At 65.0% G+C, this 20,170-nt stretch carries 16 protein-coding genes, 1 tRNA gene and 1 pseudogene; 11 read left to right on the top strand and 7 right to left on the bottom strand.

Features of this window, described 5'->3' with window-relative positions; all coding sequences use genetic code 11:
- From DI606_RS15340 to sdhA, 3 genes and pseudogenes are all read left to right on the top strand, one after another.
- Positions 1-169 (top strand): annotated as a pseudogene (locus tag DI606_RS15340) (succinate dehydrogenase, cytochrome b556 subunit); the annotation flags it as partial.
- Positions 169-558: a succinate dehydrogenase, hydrophobic membrane anchor protein gene (gene sdhD, locus DI606_RS15335; protein ID WP_293984576.1), complete on the top strand. Its 390-nt coding sequence runs from the start codon at positions 169-171 to the stop codon at positions 556-558. The pseudogene DI606_RS15340 and the gene sdhD, both read left to right, overlap by 1 nt.
- Entirely contained in the window at positions 558-2,360 is a 1,803-nt protein-coding gene (sdhA, locus tag DI606_RS15330; RefSeq protein ID WP_293984575.1) for a succinate dehydrogenase flavoprotein subunit, read from the top strand. The genes sdhD and sdhA overlap by 1 nt, the downstream gene beginning before the upstream one ends.
- Before the next feature lie 53 nt (positions 2,361-2,413).
- Here the strand turns inward: sdhA and DI606_RS15325 are convergent, their stop codons facing one another.
- The 3 genes from DI606_RS15325 to DI606_RS15315 are packed head-to-tail and all read right to left on the bottom strand — an operon-like array spanning position 2,414 to position 4,863.
- Positions 2,414-3,880, bottom strand: coding sequence for a diguanylate cyclase (locus tag DI606_RS15325; RefSeq protein ID WP_293984573.1), 1,467 nt, complete (start codon positions 3,878-3,880; stop codon positions 2,414-2,416).
- 45 nt (positions 3,881-3,925) lie between these two features.
- On the bottom strand, positions 3,926-4,393 hold the full coding sequence (locus DI606_RS15320; RefSeq protein WP_293984572.1) for a vgr related protein: 468 nt from the start codon (positions 4,391-4,393) through the stop codon (positions 3,926-3,928).
- Positions 4,390-4,863, bottom strand: a complete 474-nt coding sequence (locus tag DI606_RS15315) for a copper chaperone PCu(A)C (protein ID WP_293984571.1) — start codon at positions 4,861-4,863, stop codon at positions 4,390-4,392. Before DI606_RS15315 ends, DI606_RS15320 begins: the two co-directional genes overlap by 4 nt.
- 175 nt (positions 4,864-5,038) lie before the next feature.
- Here DI606_RS15315 and dnaK point away from each other — a divergent pair, with 175 nt between their 5' ends.
- The 3 genes from dnaK to DI606_RS15300 are packed head-to-tail and all read left to right on the top strand — an operon-like array spanning position 5,039 to position 8,299.
- The gene (dnaK, locus tag DI606_RS15310) at positions 5,039-6,937 is read left to right on the top strand and encodes a molecular chaperone DnaK (protein ID WP_293984569.1); all 1,899 of its coding nucleotides are present in this window, start codon (positions 5,039-5,041) and stop codon (positions 6,935-6,937) included.
- Positions 6,938-6,996: 59 nt separating this feature from the next.
- The gene (gene dnaJ / locus DI606_RS15305; RefSeq protein ID WP_293984567.1) at positions 6,997-8,130 is read left to right on the top strand and encodes a molecular chaperone DnaJ; all 1,134 of its coding nucleotides are present in this window, start codon (positions 6,997-6,999) and stop codon (positions 8,128-8,130) included.
- Positions 8,131-8,167: 37 nt separating this feature from the next.
- Complete coding sequence (locus DI606_RS15300; RefSeq protein WP_293984566.1) at positions 8,168-8,299, top strand: hypothetical protein; 132 nt, start codon at positions 8,168-8,170, stop codon at positions 8,297-8,299.
- Positions 8,300-8,449: 150 nt separating this feature from the next.
- On the opposite strand, the gene DI606_RS15295 is transcribed toward DI606_RS15300, so the two are convergent.
- Both DI606_RS15295 and DI606_RS15290 read right to left on the bottom strand, forming a co-directional pair.
- Positions 8,450-10,252 (bottom strand): acyl-CoA dehydrogenase C-terminal domain-containing protein, encoded by a 1,803-nt coding sequence (locus DI606_RS15295; protein WP_293984564.1) that lies wholly within the window; start codon positions 10,250-10,252, stop codon positions 8,450-8,452.
- A 37-nt stretch (positions 10,253-10,289) separates the two neighbouring features.
- Positions 10,290-10,748, bottom strand: a complete 459-nt coding sequence (locus DI606_RS15290) for a MerR family DNA-binding transcriptional regulator (RefSeq protein ID WP_293984562.1) — start codon at positions 10,746-10,748, stop codon at positions 10,290-10,292.
- 116 nt (positions 10,749-10,864) lie between these two features.
- On the opposite strand from DI606_RS15290, the gene DI606_RS15285 reads away from it, so the two are divergent.
- The 5 genes from DI606_RS15285 to DI606_RS15265 all read left to right on the top strand — a co-directional run bounded on the left by DI606_RS15285 (position 10,865) and on the right by DI606_RS15265 (position 16,831).
- Positions 10,865-11,275 (top strand): hypothetical protein, encoded by a 411-nt coding sequence (locus DI606_RS15285; protein WP_293984560.1) that lies wholly within the window; start codon positions 10,865-10,867, stop codon positions 11,273-11,275.
- 56 nt (positions 11,276-11,331) lie between these two features.
- Positions 11,332-13,368: a TonB-dependent receptor gene (locus DI606_RS15280; protein WP_293984558.1), complete on the top strand. Its 2,037-nt coding sequence runs from the start codon at positions 11,332-11,334 to the stop codon at positions 13,366-13,368.
- Positions 13,369-13,384: 16 nt separating this feature from the next.
- Complete coding sequence (locus tag DI606_RS15275; protein WP_293984557.1) at positions 13,385-14,665, top strand: PepSY domain-containing protein; 1,281 nt, start codon at positions 13,385-13,387, stop codon at positions 14,663-14,665.
- Positions 14,662-16,281, top strand: a complete 1,620-nt coding sequence (locus DI606_RS15270; protein WP_293984555.1) for an NAD(P)/FAD-dependent oxidoreductase — start codon at positions 14,662-14,664, stop codon at positions 16,279-16,281. The genes DI606_RS15275 and DI606_RS15270 overlap by 4 nt, the downstream gene beginning before the upstream one ends.
- 67 nt (positions 16,282-16,348) lie before the next feature.
- Entirely contained in the window at positions 16,349-16,831 is a 483-nt protein-coding gene (locus DI606_RS15265; RefSeq protein ID WP_293984553.1) for a PilZ domain-containing protein, read from the top strand.
- Positions 16,832-17,095: 264 nt separating this feature from the next.
- On the opposite strand, the gene DI606_RS15260 is transcribed toward DI606_RS15265, so the two are convergent.
- Positions 17,096-17,169 (bottom strand) — tRNA-Gln (locus DI606_RS15260).
- Between the two features lie 168 nt (positions 17,170-17,337).
- A partial coding sequence (locus DI606_RS15255; protein ID WP_293984551.1) for a DNA-directed RNA polymerase subunit beta' occupies positions 17,338-20,170 on the bottom strand: 2,833 nt, incomplete at its 5' end.

Genomic DNA, 20,170 nt, shown 5'->3' with positions numbered 1-20,170 from the left:
CAGCTGGTTCTTCTTCCAGCATATGGTGTCGGGCCTGCGCCATTTCGTGCTGGATATCGGCGCGGGCTATGAGCTGCGGACGAACAAAAGCTGGGCGCTCGCCACTTTCGCGCTGTCGGCGGCGCTGACCGCCCTGTTCTGGCTCTTCATCTTCGGAAAGGCGTTCTGATGGGCAACGGTACTGGTATCGGTCGCGTCCGCGGCCTCGGATCGGCCCGGCACGGCGCCCATCACTGGCTGGCGCAGCGCTATACGGCGGTCGGCAATCTTCTGCTGGTCCTGTGGCTGCTCGTCAGCCTGGCGACGCTGCCCGGCCTCGACTATCAAAGCGTGACCGGCTGGGTCGCCAACCCGCTGGTTGCGGTGCCGCTGATGCTGATGCTGGTCAGCATCTTCTGGCATCTGCGCCTCGGGATGCAGGTGATGCTGGAGGACTATGTCCATGACAAGGGCCTCAACTTCCTCGCCATCCTGCTGCTGAACTTCTACGCCATTGGCGGCGCGGCCGCCGGCATCTTCGCGATCGCCAAGATCGCCTTCACGGGGATCGTCAAGTAATGAGCGACGCCTACAAGATCATCGACCACACCTATGATACCGTGGTCGTCGGCGCGGGCGGTTCGGGCCTGCGCGCCACCATGGGCAGCGCCGAAGCGGGCCTCAAGACCGCCTGCATCACCAAGCTGTTTCCGACCCGCAGCCACACCGTCGCGGCGCAGGGCGGCATCGCCGCCAGCCTCGGCAACAATTCGCCCGACCACTGGACCTGGCACATGTACGACACCGTCAAGGGGTCGGACTGGCTGGGCGATCAGGACGCGATCGAATATATGGTGCGCGAAGCGCCCGCCGCCGTGATCGAGCTGGAGCATGCGGGCGTACCCTTCAGCCGGAACGAAAATGGGACGATCTACCAGCGTCCCTTCGGCGGCCATATGCAGAATATGGGGGCCGGCCCGCCGGTTCAGCGCACCTGCGCCGCTGCCGACCGTACCGGCCACGCCATGCTCCACGCGCTCTATCAGCAGAGCCTGAAGTATGACGCCGACTTCTATATCGAATATTTCGCCATCGACCTCATCATGGAAAATGGCGAATGTCGCGGCGTCATCGCGATCTGCATGGAAGACGGCAGCATCCACCGCTTCCGCAGCCACGCCGTGGTGCTGGCGACGGGCGGCTATGGTCGCGCCTATTTCTCGGCCACCTCGGCGCACAGCTGCACCGGCGACGGTGGCGGCATGGTGCTCCGCGCGGGCCTGCCGCTCCAGGATCTGGAGTTCGTGCAGTTCCACCCCACGGGCATTTACGGCGCGGGCGTCCTCATCACCGAAGGCGCGCGCGGCGAGGGCGGCTACCTCACCAATTCGGAGGGCGAGCGTTTCATGGAGCGTTATGCTCCCTCCGCGAAGGACCTTGCCAGTCGCGACGTCGTGTCGCGGTCGATGGCGATGGAAATGCGCGAAGGGCGCGGCGTCGGTCCCAACAAGGATCATATCTTCCTGCACCTCGACCATATCGATCCCAAGGTGCTGGCGGAGCGTTTGCCGGGTATCACCGAAAGCGGCAAGATTTTCGCGGGCGTCGACCTTACGCGCCAGCCGCTGCCGGTGACGCCGACCGTCCACTATAATATGGGCGGCATTCCCTGTAACTATCATGGACAGGTCGTGACCAAGGTCGGCGACGATCCCGAAGTGGTGGTGCCGGGCCTCTACGCCGTGGGCGAAGCTGCCTGCGTGTCGGTCCATGGTGCGAACCGCCTTGGCTCCAACAGCCTGATCGACCTTGTCGTGTTCGGCCGTGCGACCGGCCTGCATCTCAAGGAAACGCTCAAGCCCAACGGCAGCCACAAGCCGCTGCCCCAGGATTCGACCGACCTCGCTCTCAGCCGCCTCGACCGGTTCCGCAATGCCAAGGGCGGTTCGCCCACAGCGCAGATCCGTCTCGAAATGCAGCACACCATGCAAAAGCATGCCGCCGTGTTCCGCGACAGCGAACTGCTGGCAGACGGCGTCCGGAAGATGGAGCAGGTCAACAAGCAGCTTGAGGACGTGTCCGTCTCTGACCGCTCCCTCATCTGGAACACCGACCTGATCGAGACGCTCGAACTCGACAACCTCATGTCTCAGGCCGTCTGCACGATGGTGAGCGCGGAAAATCGCAAGGAAAGTCGCGGTGCGCATGCGCATGAGGACTTCCCGAACCGCGACGATGCGAACTGGATGAAGCACACCGTCAGCTGGTTCGAAGGCTGGGGCGGTCAGGGTGGCAAGGTGTCGCTCGATTACCGTCCGGTCCATGACTATACGCTCACGGACGAAGCCGAATATATCAAGCCCAAGGCGCGCGTTTACTAAGCGCGAGTGACAGGGACTAAATTCGAAGGGCGGGCCGCAGGGTCCGCCCTTCGCTATTCCGCTGCGGTGGATTGCATCGGCGAGATCCAGCGCCGCTCCCCGTCGCCGTCCAGCATTGCCGTTCCCCGCTCCTTTTCCTTGGCCCGATAAAGCGCGCTGTCCGCCGCCGCCAGCATCGCCCCCAGGTCGATGCGCTCGCCGCTGGCCGTTGCGACTCCGACCGTCGCCGACACCGTAAGGTCATCCATGCCCTGCGGCTGGCGCAATTCGGTCAGCAGCCGCCGCACGGTCGCGTCGATGCTTTCCATCAGGGCTTCGTCGTCGATCAACAGCACGAATTCATCGCCGCCCAGTCGCGCCGCAAAGCTGCCGTGCAGCCACGGAGCGACGAGCGCACCCGCCGTCCGCACCAGCACCGCGTCGCCCGCCGCGTGCCCCATGCGGTCGTTCACCGTCTTGAAATGGTCGAGATCGATCAACGCCATCGCGGCGGTTCGTCCGTCCTTTCGCGCTTGTGCCAGCCTTTCTTCGGCCACCCGCTTGAAGTGGCGGCGGCTCGCGATGCGAGTCAGTTCGTCGGTATTGGCGTGGGCCTCCAGCGTCTGTTGCAGCTGGTATTTTTCCGTAATGTCCTGGAATACGCCGATCAGCGCGACGGGTTCGCCGCCTTCCAGTTCGATCTCGCCCATCGACCGTACCCGCCGCAATCGCCCACGTGCGGTCACGAAATCCACTTCCAGATCGTAAGGAATTCCGGTCTGGATCGTCGTGGCAATCGCTTCTTCGATCATGGGGCGGTCATGGGGGAGGTAGAATTGCAGCGCGTCGTCCAGCGCTTCCGACTGGCCGAGCGGCACTTCGTGGATGGCATAGACCTGGTCGGACCATTCGACGCGCCGGCCGTCCAGCACCAGCCGCCACGATCCGATCTTCGCCATCCGCTCGGCCTGCGCCAGACTGCGGTGGAGCCGGTTACGGGCCGCCAGCGTCTGGTGCAGCCGGTCCGCCAGCGAAGCGGAACGCTGCGCCGCGATCCTTGCTTCCAGCAGGGCGCCTGCGGTGCGCGCCAGCCCTTCCAGGATCGCTTCGTCACCCGCGCTCAACACGCGGGAATCCGGTGCGAAAACACTCAGCGTCCCCACCGCGACCCTGCGCCCGCCACGCTCGCTGACATGGACCGGCTGACCCGCATAAAATCGCACGCGCTCCAGGCCCGCGATCTTCGAATCAGCGACGAAACGGATATCGTCTGCTCTATCGTCGATCACCAGCAGGCTGTCCTGCGCCACGGCGCGGCGACAGAAATCATGCGCGGCTGGAGAATGCTCCGCCGGGTATCCCGTCTGCGCCTTGACCCATTGCCGGTCGCCATCGATCAACGACAGAAGGGAGACAGGGCATTCCAGCAGCCGTGCCGCCGCGTCCGTGAGCGCTGTAAATTCCCGTTCGGGCCGGTCGCCGATGGCGCCGATCAGAAGGTCGGGCAGAGTGGGGGCAAAGGATTGCTGCGACAGGTCCATGATGTCGGCTAGCGTAGGAATCGCTTCACTTGTGTTAACGCTGCGCTAGGCCGAGGACGGAAATGGCAACAGCGCGTCATAGACCGCGCGCCCCGGTTTCCCTGCAACGCTCTGCCCGTTCCGCAGCAGAAAAGCGTGCCGGACGATCTCGGCCTGCTGCTCGATCCCGTATCGGTCGAATGGCTTGCCGGGCATGACCGCATATCCATAACGGCAGAAGGGATGACGCATCAGCGGCAACCACCATTTCCCCGACCGCTGCGCTTGCCAGACATGCGTCATCTCGTGAATGAAATGCGCCTGATGGGACAGTGGCGTCGCGCAAAAATCGGCGCAGAACAGTCCGCCTTCGGGATGGAACCACAGATCGCCGTCGGGCGCCATCGTCACGCCACGCGGCTGGAGCGGCCACCAGCGGCGGTTGTGGACGCGCACCTTGCCATAATCGATGGCGTTGCCGAACATCGTCCGGGCGAGCGCGGCCTCGCCTTGGGTTAGCGGGCGGCTCGTCAATGCGCGGCATGCTCCGCCGTGTTGGCCGGAACGCCCGCCGCCTCGGGCTTGCGGATCACCGCGTCGACCAGCAGGCGGTCGCCGTTGGCCATGAGGAAGGTCAGTTGCATCTTGCCCCGTCCGATGGCCGTATCGTTGACCCCCCACAGCATCAGATGCTTGCCGCCGGGCGCGAATGCGACCTCGCCCTTCGCGGGCACGTCCACGCTGTCGATCTGCTTCATCGACATGACGCCATTCTTGGACACGCTTTCGTGCATTTCGACCTTGAGCGCATAATCGGTGATGACGCCGCGGATCTGGGCGCCCGCATCGCCGCCATGCGCCACGAAATAGCCGGCGGACGGCATATTCTTGTTGGGCGACAGGCGCACCCATGCCTGGTCGATATAGGATGGCGCAGGGTCGCCGCAGGCATTGAGCGCAAGCGGGGCGATAAGGGCGGCGGTAAGGGCGAGGGCGTTGCGCATCCAGATCTCCGTGACTGTCTCGTTTCCGGTCGTTCCTCCTAGCTAATCGCGCCCGCTTCTTGTGCCAAGCGAAAGCGCGCTTATATCGCCCTTGGAAACCGGCCTTGCCTTGGCGCTTTCGTGGGGTATGGGGCCATCAACCGCTGAACATGATTTGGGGTTAAAAGAGGAAGAAATGGCAAAAGTTATCGGGATCGATCTGGGCACCACCAACAGCTGCGTCGCCGTGATGGACGGCGGCAAGCCCAAGGTCATCGAAAATGCGGAAGGGGCGCGGACCACGCCCTCGATCGTCGCCTTCGCCAAGGATGGCGAGCGTCTGATCGGTCAGCCGGCCAAGCGCCAGGCGGTCACCAACCCGGACAACACGATCTTTGCGGTCAAGCGCCTGATCGGTCGCCGCTTCGACGATCCCATGACCAAGAAGGACATGGAACTCGTCCCCTATTCGATCGCCAAGGGCCCGAACGGGGACGCCTGGGTCGCAGCGGGCGGTCAGGATTACAGCCCATCGCAGATCAGCGCCTTCACGCTTCAGAAGATGAAGGAAACCGCCGAATCCTATCTCGGCGAAACGGTTACGCAGGCGGTCATCACCGTTCCCGCTTATTTCAACGATGCCCAGCGTCAGGCGACCAAGGATGCCGGCCAGATCGCGGGTCTCGAAGTCCTGCGCATCATCAATGAGCCGACCGCGGCTGCTCTGGCCTACGGGCTTGACAAGCAGGACGGCAAGACCATCGCGGTCTACGATCTTGGCGGCGGCACGTTCGACATCTCGATCCTGGAGATCGGCGACGGCGTCTTCGAAGTGAAGTCGACCAACGGCGACACGTTCCTTGGCGGTGAGGATTTCGACGCCAAGCTGGTCGAATATCTGGCAGCCGACTTCCAGAAGGCCGAAGGCATCGACCTCACCAAGGACAAGCTCGCGCTTCAGCGCCTCAAGGAATCGGCTGAAAAGGCGAAGATCGAGCTGTCATCGGCCCAGACGACCGAAGTCAACCTGCCCTTCATCACCGCTGACCAGAACGGTCCCAAGCACCTGGTGAAGACGGTCACCCGCGCCGATCTGGAACGTCTGGTCGCCGACCTCATCAAGCGGACGATGGAGCCTTGCAAGAAGGCGCTGGCCGACGCAGGCGTCACCGCCAGCGAGATCAGCGAAGTCGTGCTCGTGGGCGGCATGACCCGCATGCCCAAGGTGCGCGAAGCGGTGAAGGAGTTCTTCGGGAAAGAACCGCACACCGGCGTCAACCCCGACGAAGTCGTCGCCATGGGCGCGGCGATCCAGGCGGGCGTGCTTCAGGGCGACGTCAAGGACGTGCTGCTGCTCGACGTGACGCCGCTCTCGCTCGGCATCGAAACGCTCGGCGGCGTTTTCACCCGCATGATCGACCGCAACACCACGATCCCCGCGAAGAAGTCGCAGGTCTACTCGACCGCCGACGACAATCAGCAGGCGGTGACGATCCGCGTGTTCCAGGGCGAACGTGAAATGGCGGCGGACAACAAGCTGCTCGGCCAGTTCGATCTGGTCGGCATCCCGCCCGCGCCGCGCGGCGTACCCCAGATCGAGGTAACGTTCGACATCGATGCCAACGGCCTCGTCAACGTGTCCGCGAAGGATAAGGGCACCGGCAAGGAGCAGCAAATCCGCATCCAGGCCTCCGGCGGCCTTAGCGACAATGACATCGAGCAGATGGTCAAGGACGCGGAGCGCTTCGCCGAAGAGGACAAGAAGCGTCGCGAGGCGGCGGAAGCCAAGAACAACGCCGAAAGCCTCGTCCACACGACAGAGGCGCAACTGGCCGAACATGGCGACAAGGTCGACGCCGCGCTTAAGGGTGAGATCGAAACCGCCATCGCCGCGACCAAGTCCGCGATCGAGGGCGGCGACGCCGAAGCCATGAAGACCAAGGCGCAGGAGCTTGCCACGGTTGCCATGAAACTGGGCCAGGCCATCTACGAGAAGGAACAGGCTGCATCGGCTTCCCCCGAAGCGGAAGCGACCAAGGCCGACGACGGTGTCGTCGACGCCGAATTCTCCGAAGTGGACGACAACAAGGCGTAAGCCGATAGACTACCCCCGCCGCACGCCTTTCCGGCGCGGCGGGGGGAGCCGGGAACGATATGACGACCGAGATCGACTATTACTCGCTGCTCGAAATCGAGCGCACGGCGGACGGCGCGGCTATCAAGAGCGCGTATCGCAAACTCGCGATGAAATATCACCCGGATCGCACCGGGGGATGTTCCGACAGCGAAGCCAAATTCAAGGCCGTGTCCGAAGCCTATGAGTGCCTGAAAGACCCTCAGAAGCGCGCGGCGTACGACCGCTACGGTCACGCCGCCTATACCAATGCTCAAAACGGCGGAGGCGGCGGCGGGTTCCGTCAGGGCGCGGGCGGTTTCTCCGATCTCGGCGATATTTTCGAAACGATCTTCGGCCAGTCCGGTTTCGGTGGCGGCGGGCGGCAGCAGCAGCGCCGGGGCGCCGACCTGCGCTACGACATGGAAATCAGTCTCGACGACGCCTATCACGGCAAGCAGACCGAAATTCAGATCGAAGTGTCCGCCGCGTGCGAGGCGTGCGACGGATCGGGCGCGCAGCCCGGCACCGGCGTCAAGACCTGCGGCACCTGCCACGGTCATGGTCAGGTCCGCGCGCAGCAGGGCTTCTTCGTCGTGGAACGCACCTGTCCGACCTGCCATGGCGCGGGCCAGGTGATCGAAAGCCCCTGCCGCTCCTGCCGGGGCGAAGGCCGCGTCGACAAGCCCAAGACCCTTTCGGTCACCATCCCCGCAGGGGTGGACGAAGGCACGCGCATTCGCTTGTCGGGCGAGGGCGAGGCAGGTGCGCGCGGCGCGCCAGCGGGCGACCTCTACATCTTCCTCCACGTCAAGCGCCATTCGATCTTCGAACGCGACGGCACGACGTTGTTCTGCCGCGCGCCGGTCAGCTTTACGACCGCTGCGCTGGGCGGTATCATCGAAGTGCCCGGCCTCGATGGCAGCCGTCACGAAATCAAGATTCCTGCCGGTATCCAGTCCGGCAAGCAGATCCGCCAGCGCGGCGCGGGTATGCCGGTGCTCAACGGTCGGGGGCAGGGCGACCTCGTCGTTCAGGTCGACGTCGAAACCCCGACCCGCCTTTCCGCCCGGCAGAAGGAACTGCTCGAAGCCTTCCGCGAAACGGAAACGGGTGAGGAATGCCCGGCCTCGACCGGTTTCTTCGGCAAGCTCAAGGAATTATGGGGGGAATAGGCGCACGCCTGTTCCCGCCGCACCAAGCAGCGGTGCGATGCTGCGGGAGTTCTGTGTCGCCGTCACGGCGACGGTGAACATCGATCCGGCTGCTGCGCACTCGCTGAAAGGGCAGCAGGAAAACGCCCGCCACGATCATCTTGCCCATGACAAATGCGTTCGAGGCTGAAAGGCCGCGTGCGCGCTTCTGGGCAAGGTGGCGCATCCATGGCCGCGTGTCCTGAATCCCTCGCGCCGGAACGGCATATCACGCAACCCGGACAAGCAAAGAGGGCGGCCCCGCAGGACCGCCCTTTTCTCTATCGTCAGGCGAGCGCCGTTATGCCGCCAGGAACAGGTCCGGGTCGAGCGCCATCAGCGTTTCTGCCCCGCCCTCTATCTTGCGGCGCAACGCACCCGCATCGGGCATGATCCGCTCGGCGAAGAAGCGCGCCGTCACCAGCTTCGCTTCCAGGAACCCGGCATCGCCTTCGCCCGCCGCGATCAGCGTCGTCGCCGCCTTCGCCATGCGCAGCCACATGAGGCCGGTGGCGACGATGCCGAGGATATGCATATAATGATGCGCGCCAGCCCCGGCATTGTCGGGGTTCTTCATGGCATTCTGCATCAGCCACATGGTCGCCGCGCCCAACTGCCCGCTCGCCTTTTCCAGCGCCTCGGCAATGGGGGCAAGCTGCGCGTCGCCCTTGGCGGCGGCGACATCCTCGCCCACGGTCTTGATGAAGGCCTGAAGCGCCCGCCCGCCGTTCATCGGCAGTTTGCGGCCTACAAGGTCCATCGCCTGGATGCCGTTGGTGCCTTCGTAGATTTGGGCGATGCGCGCATCGCGCACATATTGTTCGACCCCGTTCTCCCAGATGTAGCCATGCCCGCCGAACACCTGCTGACACGCCACCGCCACGTCGAAGCCCTTGTCGGTGCCATAGCCCTTAACGACCGGCGTCAGCAGCTGGAGCATGTCGTCCGCCGCCTGCCGCTCTTCCTCTGTCGCGGCGTTATGCGACAGATCGACCTGAAGCGCGGTCCACAGGGTCAGCGCGCGCAGCCCTTCGGTGATCGCCTTGCCCTCCATCAGCATCCGGCGCACGTCGGGATGGACGAACAGGGTGTCGGCCTTCTCGTTGGGCTCCTTCGCGCCGGTCAGGGCGCGGCCCTGACGGCGATCCTTCGCGTAGTGCACCGCGTTCTGGAACGCGATGTCCGCCTGGCCCAGACCTTGCAGCCCGACACCCAGCCGCGCCGCGTTCATCATGATGAACATGGCGGCGAGGCCCTTATTCTCCTCGCCTACCATCCACCCGGTCGCGCCGTCATAGTTCATGACGCAGGTCGCGTTGCCGTGGATGCCCATCTTATGTTCGATCGACCCGCAGGAAACGGCATTGCGTTCCCCCAGCGATCCGTCTTCCTTGACGAACATCTTGGGCACGACGAACAGCGAGATGCCCTTGCTGCCTTCGGGGGCGTCGGGCGTCTTGGCCAGGACGAGGTGCACGATGTTGTCCGCCAGATCGTGCTCGCCCGCCGAAATGAAAATCTTGGTCCCGGTGATGGCATAGCTGCCGTTGCCCTGCGGAACGGCCTTGGTCTTGATAAGGCCAAGGTCGGTGCCGCAATGCGGTTCCGTCAGGTTCATCGTGCCGGTCCATTCGCCCGACACCATCTTGGGGATGTAGCGATGCTGCAATTCGTCGCTGCCCTTGGCGATCAAGGCGGAGATCGCACCGGACGTCAGGCCGAAATACATTTCGAACGCCTGGTTCGCCGCCGACATATACTCGCCCAGCGCCGTCGCGATCACCATCGGCAGGCCCTGGCCGCCAAATTCTTCCGGCGCGTGCAGCGTCGTCCAACCGCCCGCAACATACTGGTCGTAGGCCTGCTTGAAGCCCTTGGGCGTGGTGACGCTGCCGTCGCTGTTGCGTACGCAGCCTTCCTTGTCGCCCGACGCATTCAGCGGGAACAGTACTTCGGCCGCCATTTTACCGCCTTCGGTCAGGATCGCTTCGACCAGATCGGGCGATGCGGCGGCGAAGCCGGGCAGGTTGGCGTAGCGGTCGAGCCCCACGACATGATCCAGCACGAAGCGGGTGTCGCGGACGGGGGCGGCGTAGCTGGGCATGATCGTCTCCTGGTAAATTCTTATCTATGGGGTCGGGTTATTTCTGGTCGATGGCGGCCACGAATGCGGCGACATCGTCGCTCGCGCTTTTCTGTTCCAGCGCCGACACGAACGCGGCGAGTTCGTCGATGGCCGCGTCGATATCGTCCTTCTGCCGGGTGAGCAGCGCGATGCGCGTCCGGCACTTGTCCACCGTGACGCGGCGCTGCGCCTCATGTTCCTCGTCCGCGTCATAGAGGTCGATCATCTCGCGGATATCGGTCAGGCTGAACCCCACGCGCTTGCCGCGCAGGATCCACGCAAGTCGCGCGCGATCGCGCCGCGAATAGATGCGGGTCAGACCCTGCCGCTCCGGCGAAATCAGCCCTTCGTCCTCGTAAAAGCGCAGCGCCCGCGCGGTCACGCCGAACTCGTCCGACAGGTCGGTAATGCTGTAGCTTTGCCGCTCGCTATGGTCTGGCACCTCGATGCTGGCGATGCTGCTGCGTGTGGTCATGGCTCCGATGTAATCCTGCTTTACGTTTACGTCAAGGTTAGAGACGATCTGTCGCATCGCGACTTGGGACCTTTTGCCTTAGTGACAGGGGTGGGCCAAGCCGCTACGGCAACGCCATGATGGGGGGCATCCGAAACAGCGCGACCGCACGCGGCCTGCTTCAGGCGCTTGCGTTGCTCGTGCTTGCCGTCCACCTTGTCGCGCCGACCGGTTTCATGCCCGTGCGCACTGACCGGGGCGTCGTCGTCACGCTCTGCACGGGGCAGGGCGCGATCAACATGGTCGTACCGCGCGACAGGGCACCGGGCGGTGGGGATCGCCGCCCCGATGACGGCATGGCGGGGCAGCAGCATTGTCCCTTCGCAGCGTCGGTGCAGCCCGCCGTTCCGCCGCTCGTGCTGGCCGACCTGCCTCTGCCGGCGTGGCAACTGGCGTTCGGACCCATCGCCTTTGCGCTCAAGAGCGGGCTCATCGCGCGCCTCGCCGCGCCGCCGCCGCCTTCGTCGGGACCGCCCGCCGCTTCCTGATCCCGCCACCGCGCGTCCGCAGCGCGGCCATTCCCGGTTTTTCAGAAAGCATTATCATGTCCCGCATCCATGCCGTGCGCAGCGTTTCGCTGTGCGCCCTCGTCCTTGCCTTGTCCGTCCGCCCCGCCTTCGCCGACGACGAAACGGACCGCCAACCCATCGTCGTCACCGCTGCCGCGCTGAACGACGCGGCAACCCAGCGTGTCCAGCGCACGCCGGGCGGCGTCGATCTTGTCCCTGCGGATGCGTTCGAAAATCGCCTTGCCGTATCGCTGCGCGATGTCCTCGCCTTCTCGCCCGGCGTCTACACGCAGCCCCGCTTCGGGCAGGAAGTACGTATTTCGATCCGCGGTTCGGGCCTTTCGCGCGGCTTCCACATGCGCGGGCTGACGCTGCTTCAGGACGGCATCCCCATCAACATGGCGGACGACAATGGCGACTTCCAGGAACTCGATCCCCAGGTCTTTTCGCAGGTCGAGGTGTATCGCGGCGCCAATGCGTTGCGGCTCGGCGGATCGACGCTGGGCGGCGCGATCAACGCCGTGACGCCGACCGGACGAAGCGCGCCGGGCATCGAGGCCCGCTTCGACGGCGGCAGCTTCGACACGCTGCGCGGCAAGCTTGCCTACGGACATGCCGATGCGCGCGGAGATGTCTATCTCGCTGTCTCGGGCGACCGGTCGGACGGCGATCGCGCCCATGCCGACCGCAAGGCGCTGCGCTTCAACGGCAATGCCGGGGTGCGCATCACCGACCGGATCGAAACCCGTTTCTACGCCAGCGTGCAGACGATCCGGCAGAAGCTGCCCGGCGTGCTGAGCGAGCGGGACGCTCTGTCCAATCCGGCGAAGGGCAATTTCGTCGGCGATCAGGCCCGCGATATCGATTCGCTTCGTCTCCAGAACCGGACCACCGTCGCGCTTGCGGACGGGACGCTGGCCTTCGGGGCCTATTACAATGCCAAGAGCCTTTTCCACCCGATCTTTCAGGTGATCGACCAGAAGTCGGAGGATCGCGGCGTCTTCGCCAGCCTTGACCTCGCAGGCGAAATCGGGTCGATGCCGGCCGCAATCACCGTCGGGACGCAGGCGCGCTTCGGTCGGGTGACCGCACGGCAGTTCGTCAACCTGTCGGGTCGCAGCGGCATACCGACGGCCAACGCGCGCCAGACCGCCCAGACGATCAACAGCTATGGCGAAGCGCGCATCGCCCCCGTCGCCGACCTCTGGCTCGTCGCGGGCGGCATCTACACCCACGGCGAACGGTCCATCGCCAACCGCTTCGTCCCCGCGCGCAGCGGTCGCGCCAGTTTCGACACGTTCGCGCCCAAATTCGGGCTGCTCTACGATCCGGGCGCGTGGCAATTCTATGCCAATGTCAGCCGCTCTGTCGAACTGCCCGGCTTTTCCGAACTCAGCCAGACCCCGGCGGGTGGCGCGCCCGGCTTCACTCCCGTCGGCGCCCAACGTGCCTGGACCGGAGAAATCGGCACGCGCGGCAGCATCGGCATCGCCGCATGGGACATCAGCCTCTATCGCGCCGATATCCGGGGTGAGATGCTGCAGTTCAATGTCGTCCCTGGCATCATCCCCGCCGCGACCTTCAACGCCGACCGCACGCGCCATCAGGGCGTGGAAGCGGGAGTCAGCCTCACGCTCACGCCTTGGGCGAAGCTGCGGCAAGTCTATCAATATAGCGACTTCCGGTTCCGGGGCGACGCCCAGTTCGGCGACAACCGCCTGCCCGTGGTTCCGCGCCATGCCTATCGCGCGGAACTGACGCTCGGCACCGAAGCCATCAGCCTGTCGCCCTCGCTCGAATGGGTGCCGCAGGGGGCGTGGGTCGATTATGCCAACAGCAAGCGGGCGGGCGGCTACGCGCTCCTCAACCTTGGCGCGCAGGCGCAACTGCGGGACGGCGTCACCCTGTTCCTCGACGCCCGCAATCTGACCGCCAAGCGCGCGGTCGGCGACATCAGCGCGCTCGTCCGTTATGTGGCCGACAATCCCGCCACGCCCGCCGACGAAGGCAGCGCCGCCTTCTATCCCGTCGAACGCCGCGCGGTTTACGCCGGCGTCCGCGCCCGCTTTTGAAAAGGCACGGCACGCGATGACGCAGACAGGCTTCTATCGGGCGATGTGGCGCTGGCATTTCTACGCCGGCCTCATCGTCCTGCCGGTCCTCGCCCTCATGGCGGTGACCGGCGCGCTCTATCTCTACAAGCCGGAGATCGAGGCGCGCCTCTATCCCACGCGCCTCGCCGGGCCGGTGGGGGAGCAACCTCCACCCTCGCGCCTGATCGCGGCGGTCGGCGGCCGGGGGACGGTGACGCAGATTCTCCACCCCGCCGATCCGCAGGCCAGCTGGCAGGTCGTGACGCGGGCGGCAGATGCGCCGCCGGTCACCCATTTCGTCGATCCGCGCACCGGCCAGGTTCTTGGCGACATGCGGGACGGCGGCGTCATGAAGACGATCAAGCATCTGCACAGCCTTGCGCTCACCGGCCCCGTTGGCAATCGGCTGGTAGAGGTTGTGGCGGGATGGGCGATCCTGTTGTGCGTCACCGGCCTTTATCTCCGCTGGCCGCGCCCCGGCCACCCTGCGCTCAGCGTGCGGGGCAGGGCGCAGGGCCGCCGTTTCTGGCGCGACCTGCACGGGACGCTGGGTTTCCTGTCGGCAGGGGTCATTTTGTTCCTCGCCGTGACCGGAATGCCGTGGACCGAAATATGGGGCGGCAGCCTGCGCGCGGTCGTAGCGGCGAACCAGTGGGGCCGCCCCAAAATGGCGGCGATCCCGCTCGACCCACCGGCCAGGGAAGCGCTTCCCTGGACCCTGCGGGACGCAGCGCCCGGCGCGGGCCGCCCCGGCGACATCGGGATCGACGCCGTCGCGCGCATCGCCGCCCGTCGCGGCCTGCCCTCGGGCTATCAGATCGTCCTCCCCGCCACGCCCGGCGCGCCCTATCTGATCGCGAGCGTCGTCACCCGCGCTCAGGATGCCCGCGCGATCCTGATCGACGCTGCATCCGGCGCGGTCCAGCAGGACATGGACTGGCGCATGTTCGGTCCCGGCGCCAAAAGCGTCGAATGGGGTATCGCCACCCATCAGGGGCAACAATATGGCGAGGCCAATCGCCTGCTCATGCTGGCGGGCTGCCTCTGTCTGCTCGCGCTGTGCCTGACCGCCCCCGTGCTCTGGTGGAAGCGCCGCTTTGCCACGCCCCCGCCCGCCAGCGTTCCGGCCCGGCGCACGGTCGCGGCGCTCATGATCCTGATCGGCCTCATCTTCCCCCTGACCGGTCTCAGCATGGCGGCGGCGCTGGGCGGCGAGTGGGTGCTGCGGCGGCTCCGGTTTCCTTTCGCTGCGGGAGGGACTAAAGGCACGGCATGATCCGTCTGTCCGGCCTCAAGCTTCCCCTCGACCATCCTGCCGAAGCCATTCCCGCCGCCATCTGCGACCGGCTGGGGCTGGACCGCGCAGCGCTGCGGCGCTTCGACCTCGTGCGGCGGGGCAATGACGCGCGCCGCCGCAACGCGATCCAGCTCGTCTACACCTTCGACATCGACGTCGACGACGAAGCCGGGCTGCTCGACCGCTTTGCCCACGATCATGACGTGCGCCCAACCCCCGACACCCGCTATCGCTTCGTGACCCGTGCGCCCGAAGGATGGACGGGGAAGCGTCCGGTCGTAATCGGTGCCGGGCCTTGCGGCCTGTTCGCGGGCCTCATCCTTGCCCAGATGGGTTTCCGCCCCATCATCCTCGACCGCGGCAAGGTGGTGCGCGAACGCACGAAGGACACCTGGGGCCTGTGGCGGCGCGGCGAACTCGATCCCGATTCCAACGTCCAGTTCGGGGAGGGCGGGGCGGGCACCTTCTCCGACGGAAAGCTCTACTGCCGGGTCAAGGACCCGCGTTTCCTGGGCCGGAAAGTGCTGGAGGAATTCGTTGCCGCCGGAGCGCCCGACGACATCTTGTGGGAAGCGCACCCGCATATCGGCACCTTCCGCCTTGTGTCCATGGTCGAATCCATGCGCCGCCAGATCGAGGGGCTGGGCGGCGAATATCGCTGGCAGCACCGGGTCGACGATCTCGTCCTCGACCGGGGCGGGGAGGGCGGACAGCAATTGCGCGGCGTCGTGCTGCACGATGGCAGCGTCATCGAAACCGATCATGTCGTCCTCGCCATCGGGCACAGTGCGCGCCCGACCTTTGCGATGCTGCATGATCGCGGCGTGCATATGGAAGCGAAGCCCTTTTCCATCGGTGTGCGCATCGAACATCCGCAGGGCTGGATCGACCGCGCGCGCTACGGCCATTGCGCAGGCCACCCGGATCTGGGCGCGGCGGCCTACAGCCTTGCGCATCATTGCGCGAACGGGCGTACCGTCTACAGCTTCTGCATGTGTCCGGGCGGGCGGGTCGTCGCCGCGACCTCGGAAGAGGGGCGCGTCGTCACGAACGGCATGAGCCAGTATAGCCGTGCCGAATTCAACGCCAATTCCGGCCTCGTCGTCGGCATCGACCCGGCGCGCGATTATCCCGGCGGTCCGCTGGCGGGCATCGATTTCCAGCGCCAATGGGAATCGGCGGCCTACGTCGCAGGCGGCTCCTCTTACCGTGCGCCCGGGCAGACGGTGGGCGACTTCCTCGCCGGACGCGCCTCGACCGCGCTTGGGTCCGTCGAACCGTCCTACAAGCCCGGCGTCACGCCCACAGACCTTGCCCATTGCCTGCCCGGCTTCGTGATCGAAGCCTTCCGTGAAGCATTGCCCGTCTTCGGTCGGCAACTCGCGCATTACGACCATCCCGACGCGGTGATGACCGGCGTCGAGACGCGTACATCCTCGCCCGTTCGCATTACGCGCGGCAAGGATTTCCAAAGCCTCAACGTCACCGGCCTCTACCCTGCGGGCGAGGGGGCTGGCTATGCCGGCGGCATCCTCTCCGCTGCGATCGACGGCATCAAGGTGGCGGAGGCTGTGGCAAACGCGATCATGGCGTGATGATCGACGCGTTCACCACTCTTTAAATTCCTTCTGGCACACCGGCGCCACCTTCCGGAGCCAGATCATGAACGCGCCTTATCATACGGTCCTGCATCGCTTCTATCGCTCGTCGAAGCGCCACGATGTCAGCCGCGCGTCTACATTGCGTGTAGACGACGGCGATCCGATCGATGTGCTGCTGGAAGACGTAGCCGTAGGCGGCTGCCGCATTTCGGGGGTTCAGGGCCTCAACCCGCAGGAAGCGATCCTCATCGGTCTTGCCGGTGTCGGTTCCCGCTCCGCCCGCGTCGTCTGGGCGCAGGGCGGGCAGGCAGGCTGCGAGTTCGACGAGGCTCTGACCTATAGCGAGCTCGAAGAAACCCAGGCTGCGGGCAATGTCATCACCGGCAATTTCGCAACCTTCAAGATGCAGGCGGAAAGCGCATCTCTGGTCGAAGAGCCCAAGCTTAGCCGTCCTGCACGTCTTGTCGTGCTGGCGGTCGCGGTGATCGCGAGCTGGGGGATCGCCATCGGCATCGCCCGCGCCGCAATGGCCCTTTTCGCCTGATCCTCCGTATCGGCGGTTATTGGTAGCCGCCTTCCTCTTCGCGCTGTTCGGCGGCGTCTTCCTGTGCCTCTTCCATGGCATCCTGCTGGTCGTCCGCGTCCTGCGGCTTGTCTTTGGGGTCGGGGATCATCGCGTTTCTCCTACGCTGCAAACCCCTCAAGCGCGCCGCATCGTCCGCGGTTCCGCTTTGGCGCGTATGCGCGACGAAGCTGCGCTAGCGAGCGCTGAGCGGAGTGTCCGACAATCGAAAAAGAGAGGAGAAGGTGGATGCCCGACAAGGATTCGAACCTTGATTGACGGAGTCAGAGTCCGCTCTCTTACCATTAGAGGATCGGGCATCAGAGCAAGGCCAAGCCTCGCTCGGGAGGCCGCAGATAGGCGGGCTCGCTTCCGCCGTCAAGCGCATTCGTCGCCTTTTTTCGACGCCGCGCACGCCTGGCACTCATGAAAAAGCCCGCCGGACACGGGTGCGTCCGGCGGGCTTTTCCTATGCGATGCGCCAGCGCTTATTCGCCGTCGCTCTTCAGCAGGTAATCGCCCGCATCCGCGTCGGTGCCGTGGGTTTCCCCCGTCGCCGCGCCCAGCGGATCGTCGCCGATCGCCGCTTCGGGACCCTGCGCGAGCTCGGCGGCATGCTCCTCCGCCGCTGTGCGCGGGGCGATGAGGTCCACCTGGCTCGTGCTGCGCAGGGCGGCCCGCAGCGCGGCGTCGCGCGACGAGGCCGCCACGCGCATCCGGTTCATGCCAGCGCCCGTACCCGCCGGGATCAGGCGACCGACGATGACATTCTCCTTCAGGCCGACCAGCGTGTCCTTCTTGCCCTGAACCGCCGCTTCGGTGAGGACGCGGGTCGTTTCCTGGAAAGACGCAGCCGAGATGAAGGAACGGGTCTGCAACGACGCTTTGGTGATGCCGAGAAGCACCGGCTTGCCTGCTGCCGGCTGGAAGCCGGGTGCGAGCTTGCTGTTGATCTCTTCCATCTCCTCGCGGTCGACCTGCTCGCCCACCAGCAGGGTGGTGTCGCCGGACTCGATGATCTCGACCTTTTGCAGCATCTGACGAACGATCGTCTCGATGTGCTTGTCGTTGATCTTCACGCCCTGCAAGCGATAGACTTCCTGAATTTCCGCGACCAGATACTCGGCCAGCGGCTCGATGCCGAGAACTTCCAGAATGTCATGCGGATCGGGCGAACCGCCGATCAGGTTGTCGCCGCGCTTGACATAGTCGCCTTCCTGAACGTCGATCACCTTGCTCTTGGGGATCAGATATTCGACCGGCTCGCCGCCATCCTCGGGGACGATGGCGATCTTGCGCTTCGCCTTATAGTCCTTGAGGAACTGGACGCGGCCCGACACCTTGGCGATGATCGCATTGTCCTTGGGCTTGCGCGCTTCGAACAGCTCGGCAACGCGCGGCAGACCGCCGGTGATGTCGCGGGTCTTGGCCGCTTCGCGGCTGACACGCGCCAGCACGTCACCGGCCTGCACCTGCGCACCGTCATCGACCGACAACGTCGCACCCACGGCCAGCATGTAGCGGGCCGCTTCGCCCGACTCGTCGTCGAGCAGGGTAAGGCGGGGACGCAGGTCTTCCTTCGACCGGGCCGAACCACGGAACTCGGTGACCACGCGCTGGGCGATACCGGTCGCTTCGTCGGTCTGTTCGGTCAGCGTCTTGCCGTCGATCAGGTCCTGATACTTCACGATGCCGGGCTTTTCCGTGATCACCGGCATGGTGAACGGGTCCCATTCGGCGATACGGTCGCCCTGTGCCACCTTGTCGCCATCGGCGAACAGGATGGTCGCGCCATAAGGCAGGCGGTGGGTCGCGCGTTCGCGGCCCTCGCTATCGATGATCGCGATCTCGCCATTGCGGGCAAGGCTGAGGCGACGGTTGTTCTTGTCGATGATGGTCGGGATGTCGCGCAGTTCGATCGTGCCGTCCGCCACCGATTCCAGGTTAGACGTTTCGTTGAAGTTCGCCGCGCCGCCGATGTGGAAGGTCCGCATGGTGAGCTGCGTGCCCGGTTCGCCGATGGACTGCGCCGCAATGACGCCGACCGCTTCGCCGATATTGACCGGGGTACCGCGGGCGAGGTCACGACCGTAGCACTTGGCGCAAACGCCCATCTTGCTTTCGCAGATCAGCGGGCTGCGGATCTTCACCGCCTGGGTGCCGATGGCCTCGATCTGGGCGATCATGGCTTCGTCGAGCAGGGTGCCGATCGGGATCACCACGCTGCCGTCCTTGCTGTCGACGATGTCCTGCGCCGTCGTACGACCCAGGATACGCTCGCCGAGCGAGGCGATGACGCTGCCGCCCTGGACGATCGCCTTCATCTCCAGCGCCTTTTCGGTGCCGCAATCCTCCTCGACGACGGTGCAGTCCTGGCTGACGTCGACCAGACGGCGGGTCAGGTAACCCGAATTCGCCGTTTTGAGCGCGGTGTCGGCCAGACCCTTGCGGGCGCCGTGGGTGGAGTTGAAATATTCAAGGACGGTCAGGCCCTCCTTGAAGTTCGAGATGATCGGCGTTTCGATGATCTCGCCCGAAGGCTTGGCCATCAGGCCGCGCATGCCGGCCAGCTGCTTCATCTGCGCCTGGCTACCGCGAGCACCCGAATGCGCCATCATGTAGATGGAGTTGATCGGGGCCATGCGGCCGGTCTCATCCTTGGGCTGAGCACGGATTTCGTCCATCATGGCGTTCGCCACCTGGTCGCCGCAACGGCTCCACGCATCGATCACCTTGTTGTACTTTTCCTGCTGCGTGATCAGGCCGTCCTGATACTGCTGCTCGTAATCGGCCACCAGCGCCTTGGTCTCGTCGACCAGAGTCACCTTGCTGTCGGGGATGACCATGTCGTCCTTGCCGAAGCTGATGCCGGCCTGGAACGCGTGGCGGAAGCCCAGCGCCATGATGGCGTCGGCGAACAGCACCGTGTCCTTCTGGCCGGTGTGACGATAGACCTGATCGATCACGTCGCCGATTTCCTTCTTGGTCAGAAGGCGGTTGACGACGTCGAAGGGCACCTTGTGCGACTTGGGTAGGCATTCGCCCAGTAGCATGCGGCCCGGCGTCGTTTCGAAGCGCTTCATATATTGCTGACCGGCTTCGTCGGTCTGCGGCACGCGGCTGGTGATCTTGGAGTGCAGCGTCACAGCCTTGGCATAGAGCGCCTGATGCACTTCCTGCATGTCGGCGAGCAACATGCCTTCGCCCGGCTCGCCCTCACGCTCCATCGACAGGTAATAGATACCCAGGACCATGTCCTGCGAGGGAACGATGATCGGCTTGCCGTTGGCGGGCGACAGGATGTTGTTGGTCGACATCATC

The sequence above is a fragment of the Sphingobium sp. genome (assembly GCF_003248505.1).
Classification (GTDB): Bacteria; Pseudomonadota; Alphaproteobacteria; order Sphingomonadales; family Sphingomonadaceae; genus Sphingobium.
Note: the sequence above shows the minus strand (reverse complement) of the source record. Positions and strands in the feature narration are given on the sequence as shown.

Bases quoted from the DNA above. Each gene is read 5' to 3' on its own strand.
- dnaK (WP_293984569.1), top strand. From the start codon at position 5,039: ATGGCAAAAGTTATCGGGATCGATCTGGGCACCACCAACAGCTGCGTC.
- DI606_RS15290 (WP_293984562.1), bottom strand. From the start codon at position 10,748: ATGACCACACGCAGCAGCATCGCCAGCATCGAGGTGCCAGACCATAGC.
- DI606_RS15270 (WP_293984555.1), top strand. From the start codon at position 14,662: ATGATCCGTCTGTCCGGCCTCAAGCTTCCCCTCGACCATCCTGCCGAA.
- DI606_RS15325 (WP_293984573.1), bottom strand. From the start codon at position 3,880: ATGGACCTGTCGCAGCAATCCTTTGCCCCCACTCTGCCCGACCTTCTG.
- DI606_RS15280 (WP_293984558.1), top strand. From the start codon at position 11,332: ATGTCCCGCATCCATGCCGTGCGCAGCGTTTCGCTGTGCGCCCTCGTC.
- DI606_RS15315 (WP_293984571.1), bottom strand. From the start codon at position 4,863: ATGCGCAACGCCCTCGCCCTTACCGCCGCCCTTATCGCCCCGCTTGCG.
- sdhA (WP_293984575.1), top strand. From the start codon at position 558: ATGAGCGACGCCTACAAGATCATCGACCACACCTATGATACCGTGGTC.
- dnaJ (WP_293984567.1), top strand. From the start codon at position 6,997: ATGACGACCGAGATCGACTATTACTCGCTGCTCGAAATCGAGCGCACG.
- DI606_RS15265 (WP_293984553.1), top strand. From the start codon at position 16,349: ATGAACGCGCCTTATCATACGGTCCTGCATCGCTTCTATCGCTCGTCG.
- sdhD (WP_293984576.1), top strand. From the start codon at position 169: ATGGGCAACGGTACTGGTATCGGTCGCGTCCGCGGCCTCGGATCGGCC.
- DI606_RS15285 (WP_293984560.1), top strand. From the start codon at position 10,865: ATGATGGGGGGCATCCGAAACAGCGCGACCGCACGCGGCCTGCTTCAG.
- DI606_RS15295 (WP_293984564.1), bottom strand. From the start codon at position 10,252: ATGCCCAGCTACGCCGCCCCCGTCCGCGACACCCGCTTCGTGCTGGAT.
- DI606_RS15275 (WP_293984557.1), top strand. From the start codon at position 13,385: ATGACGCAGACAGGCTTCTATCGGGCGATGTGGCGCTGGCATTTCTAC.
- DI606_RS15300 (WP_293984566.1), top strand. From the start codon at position 8,168: ATGCTGCGGGAGTTCTGTGTCGCCGTCACGGCGACGGTGAACATCGAT.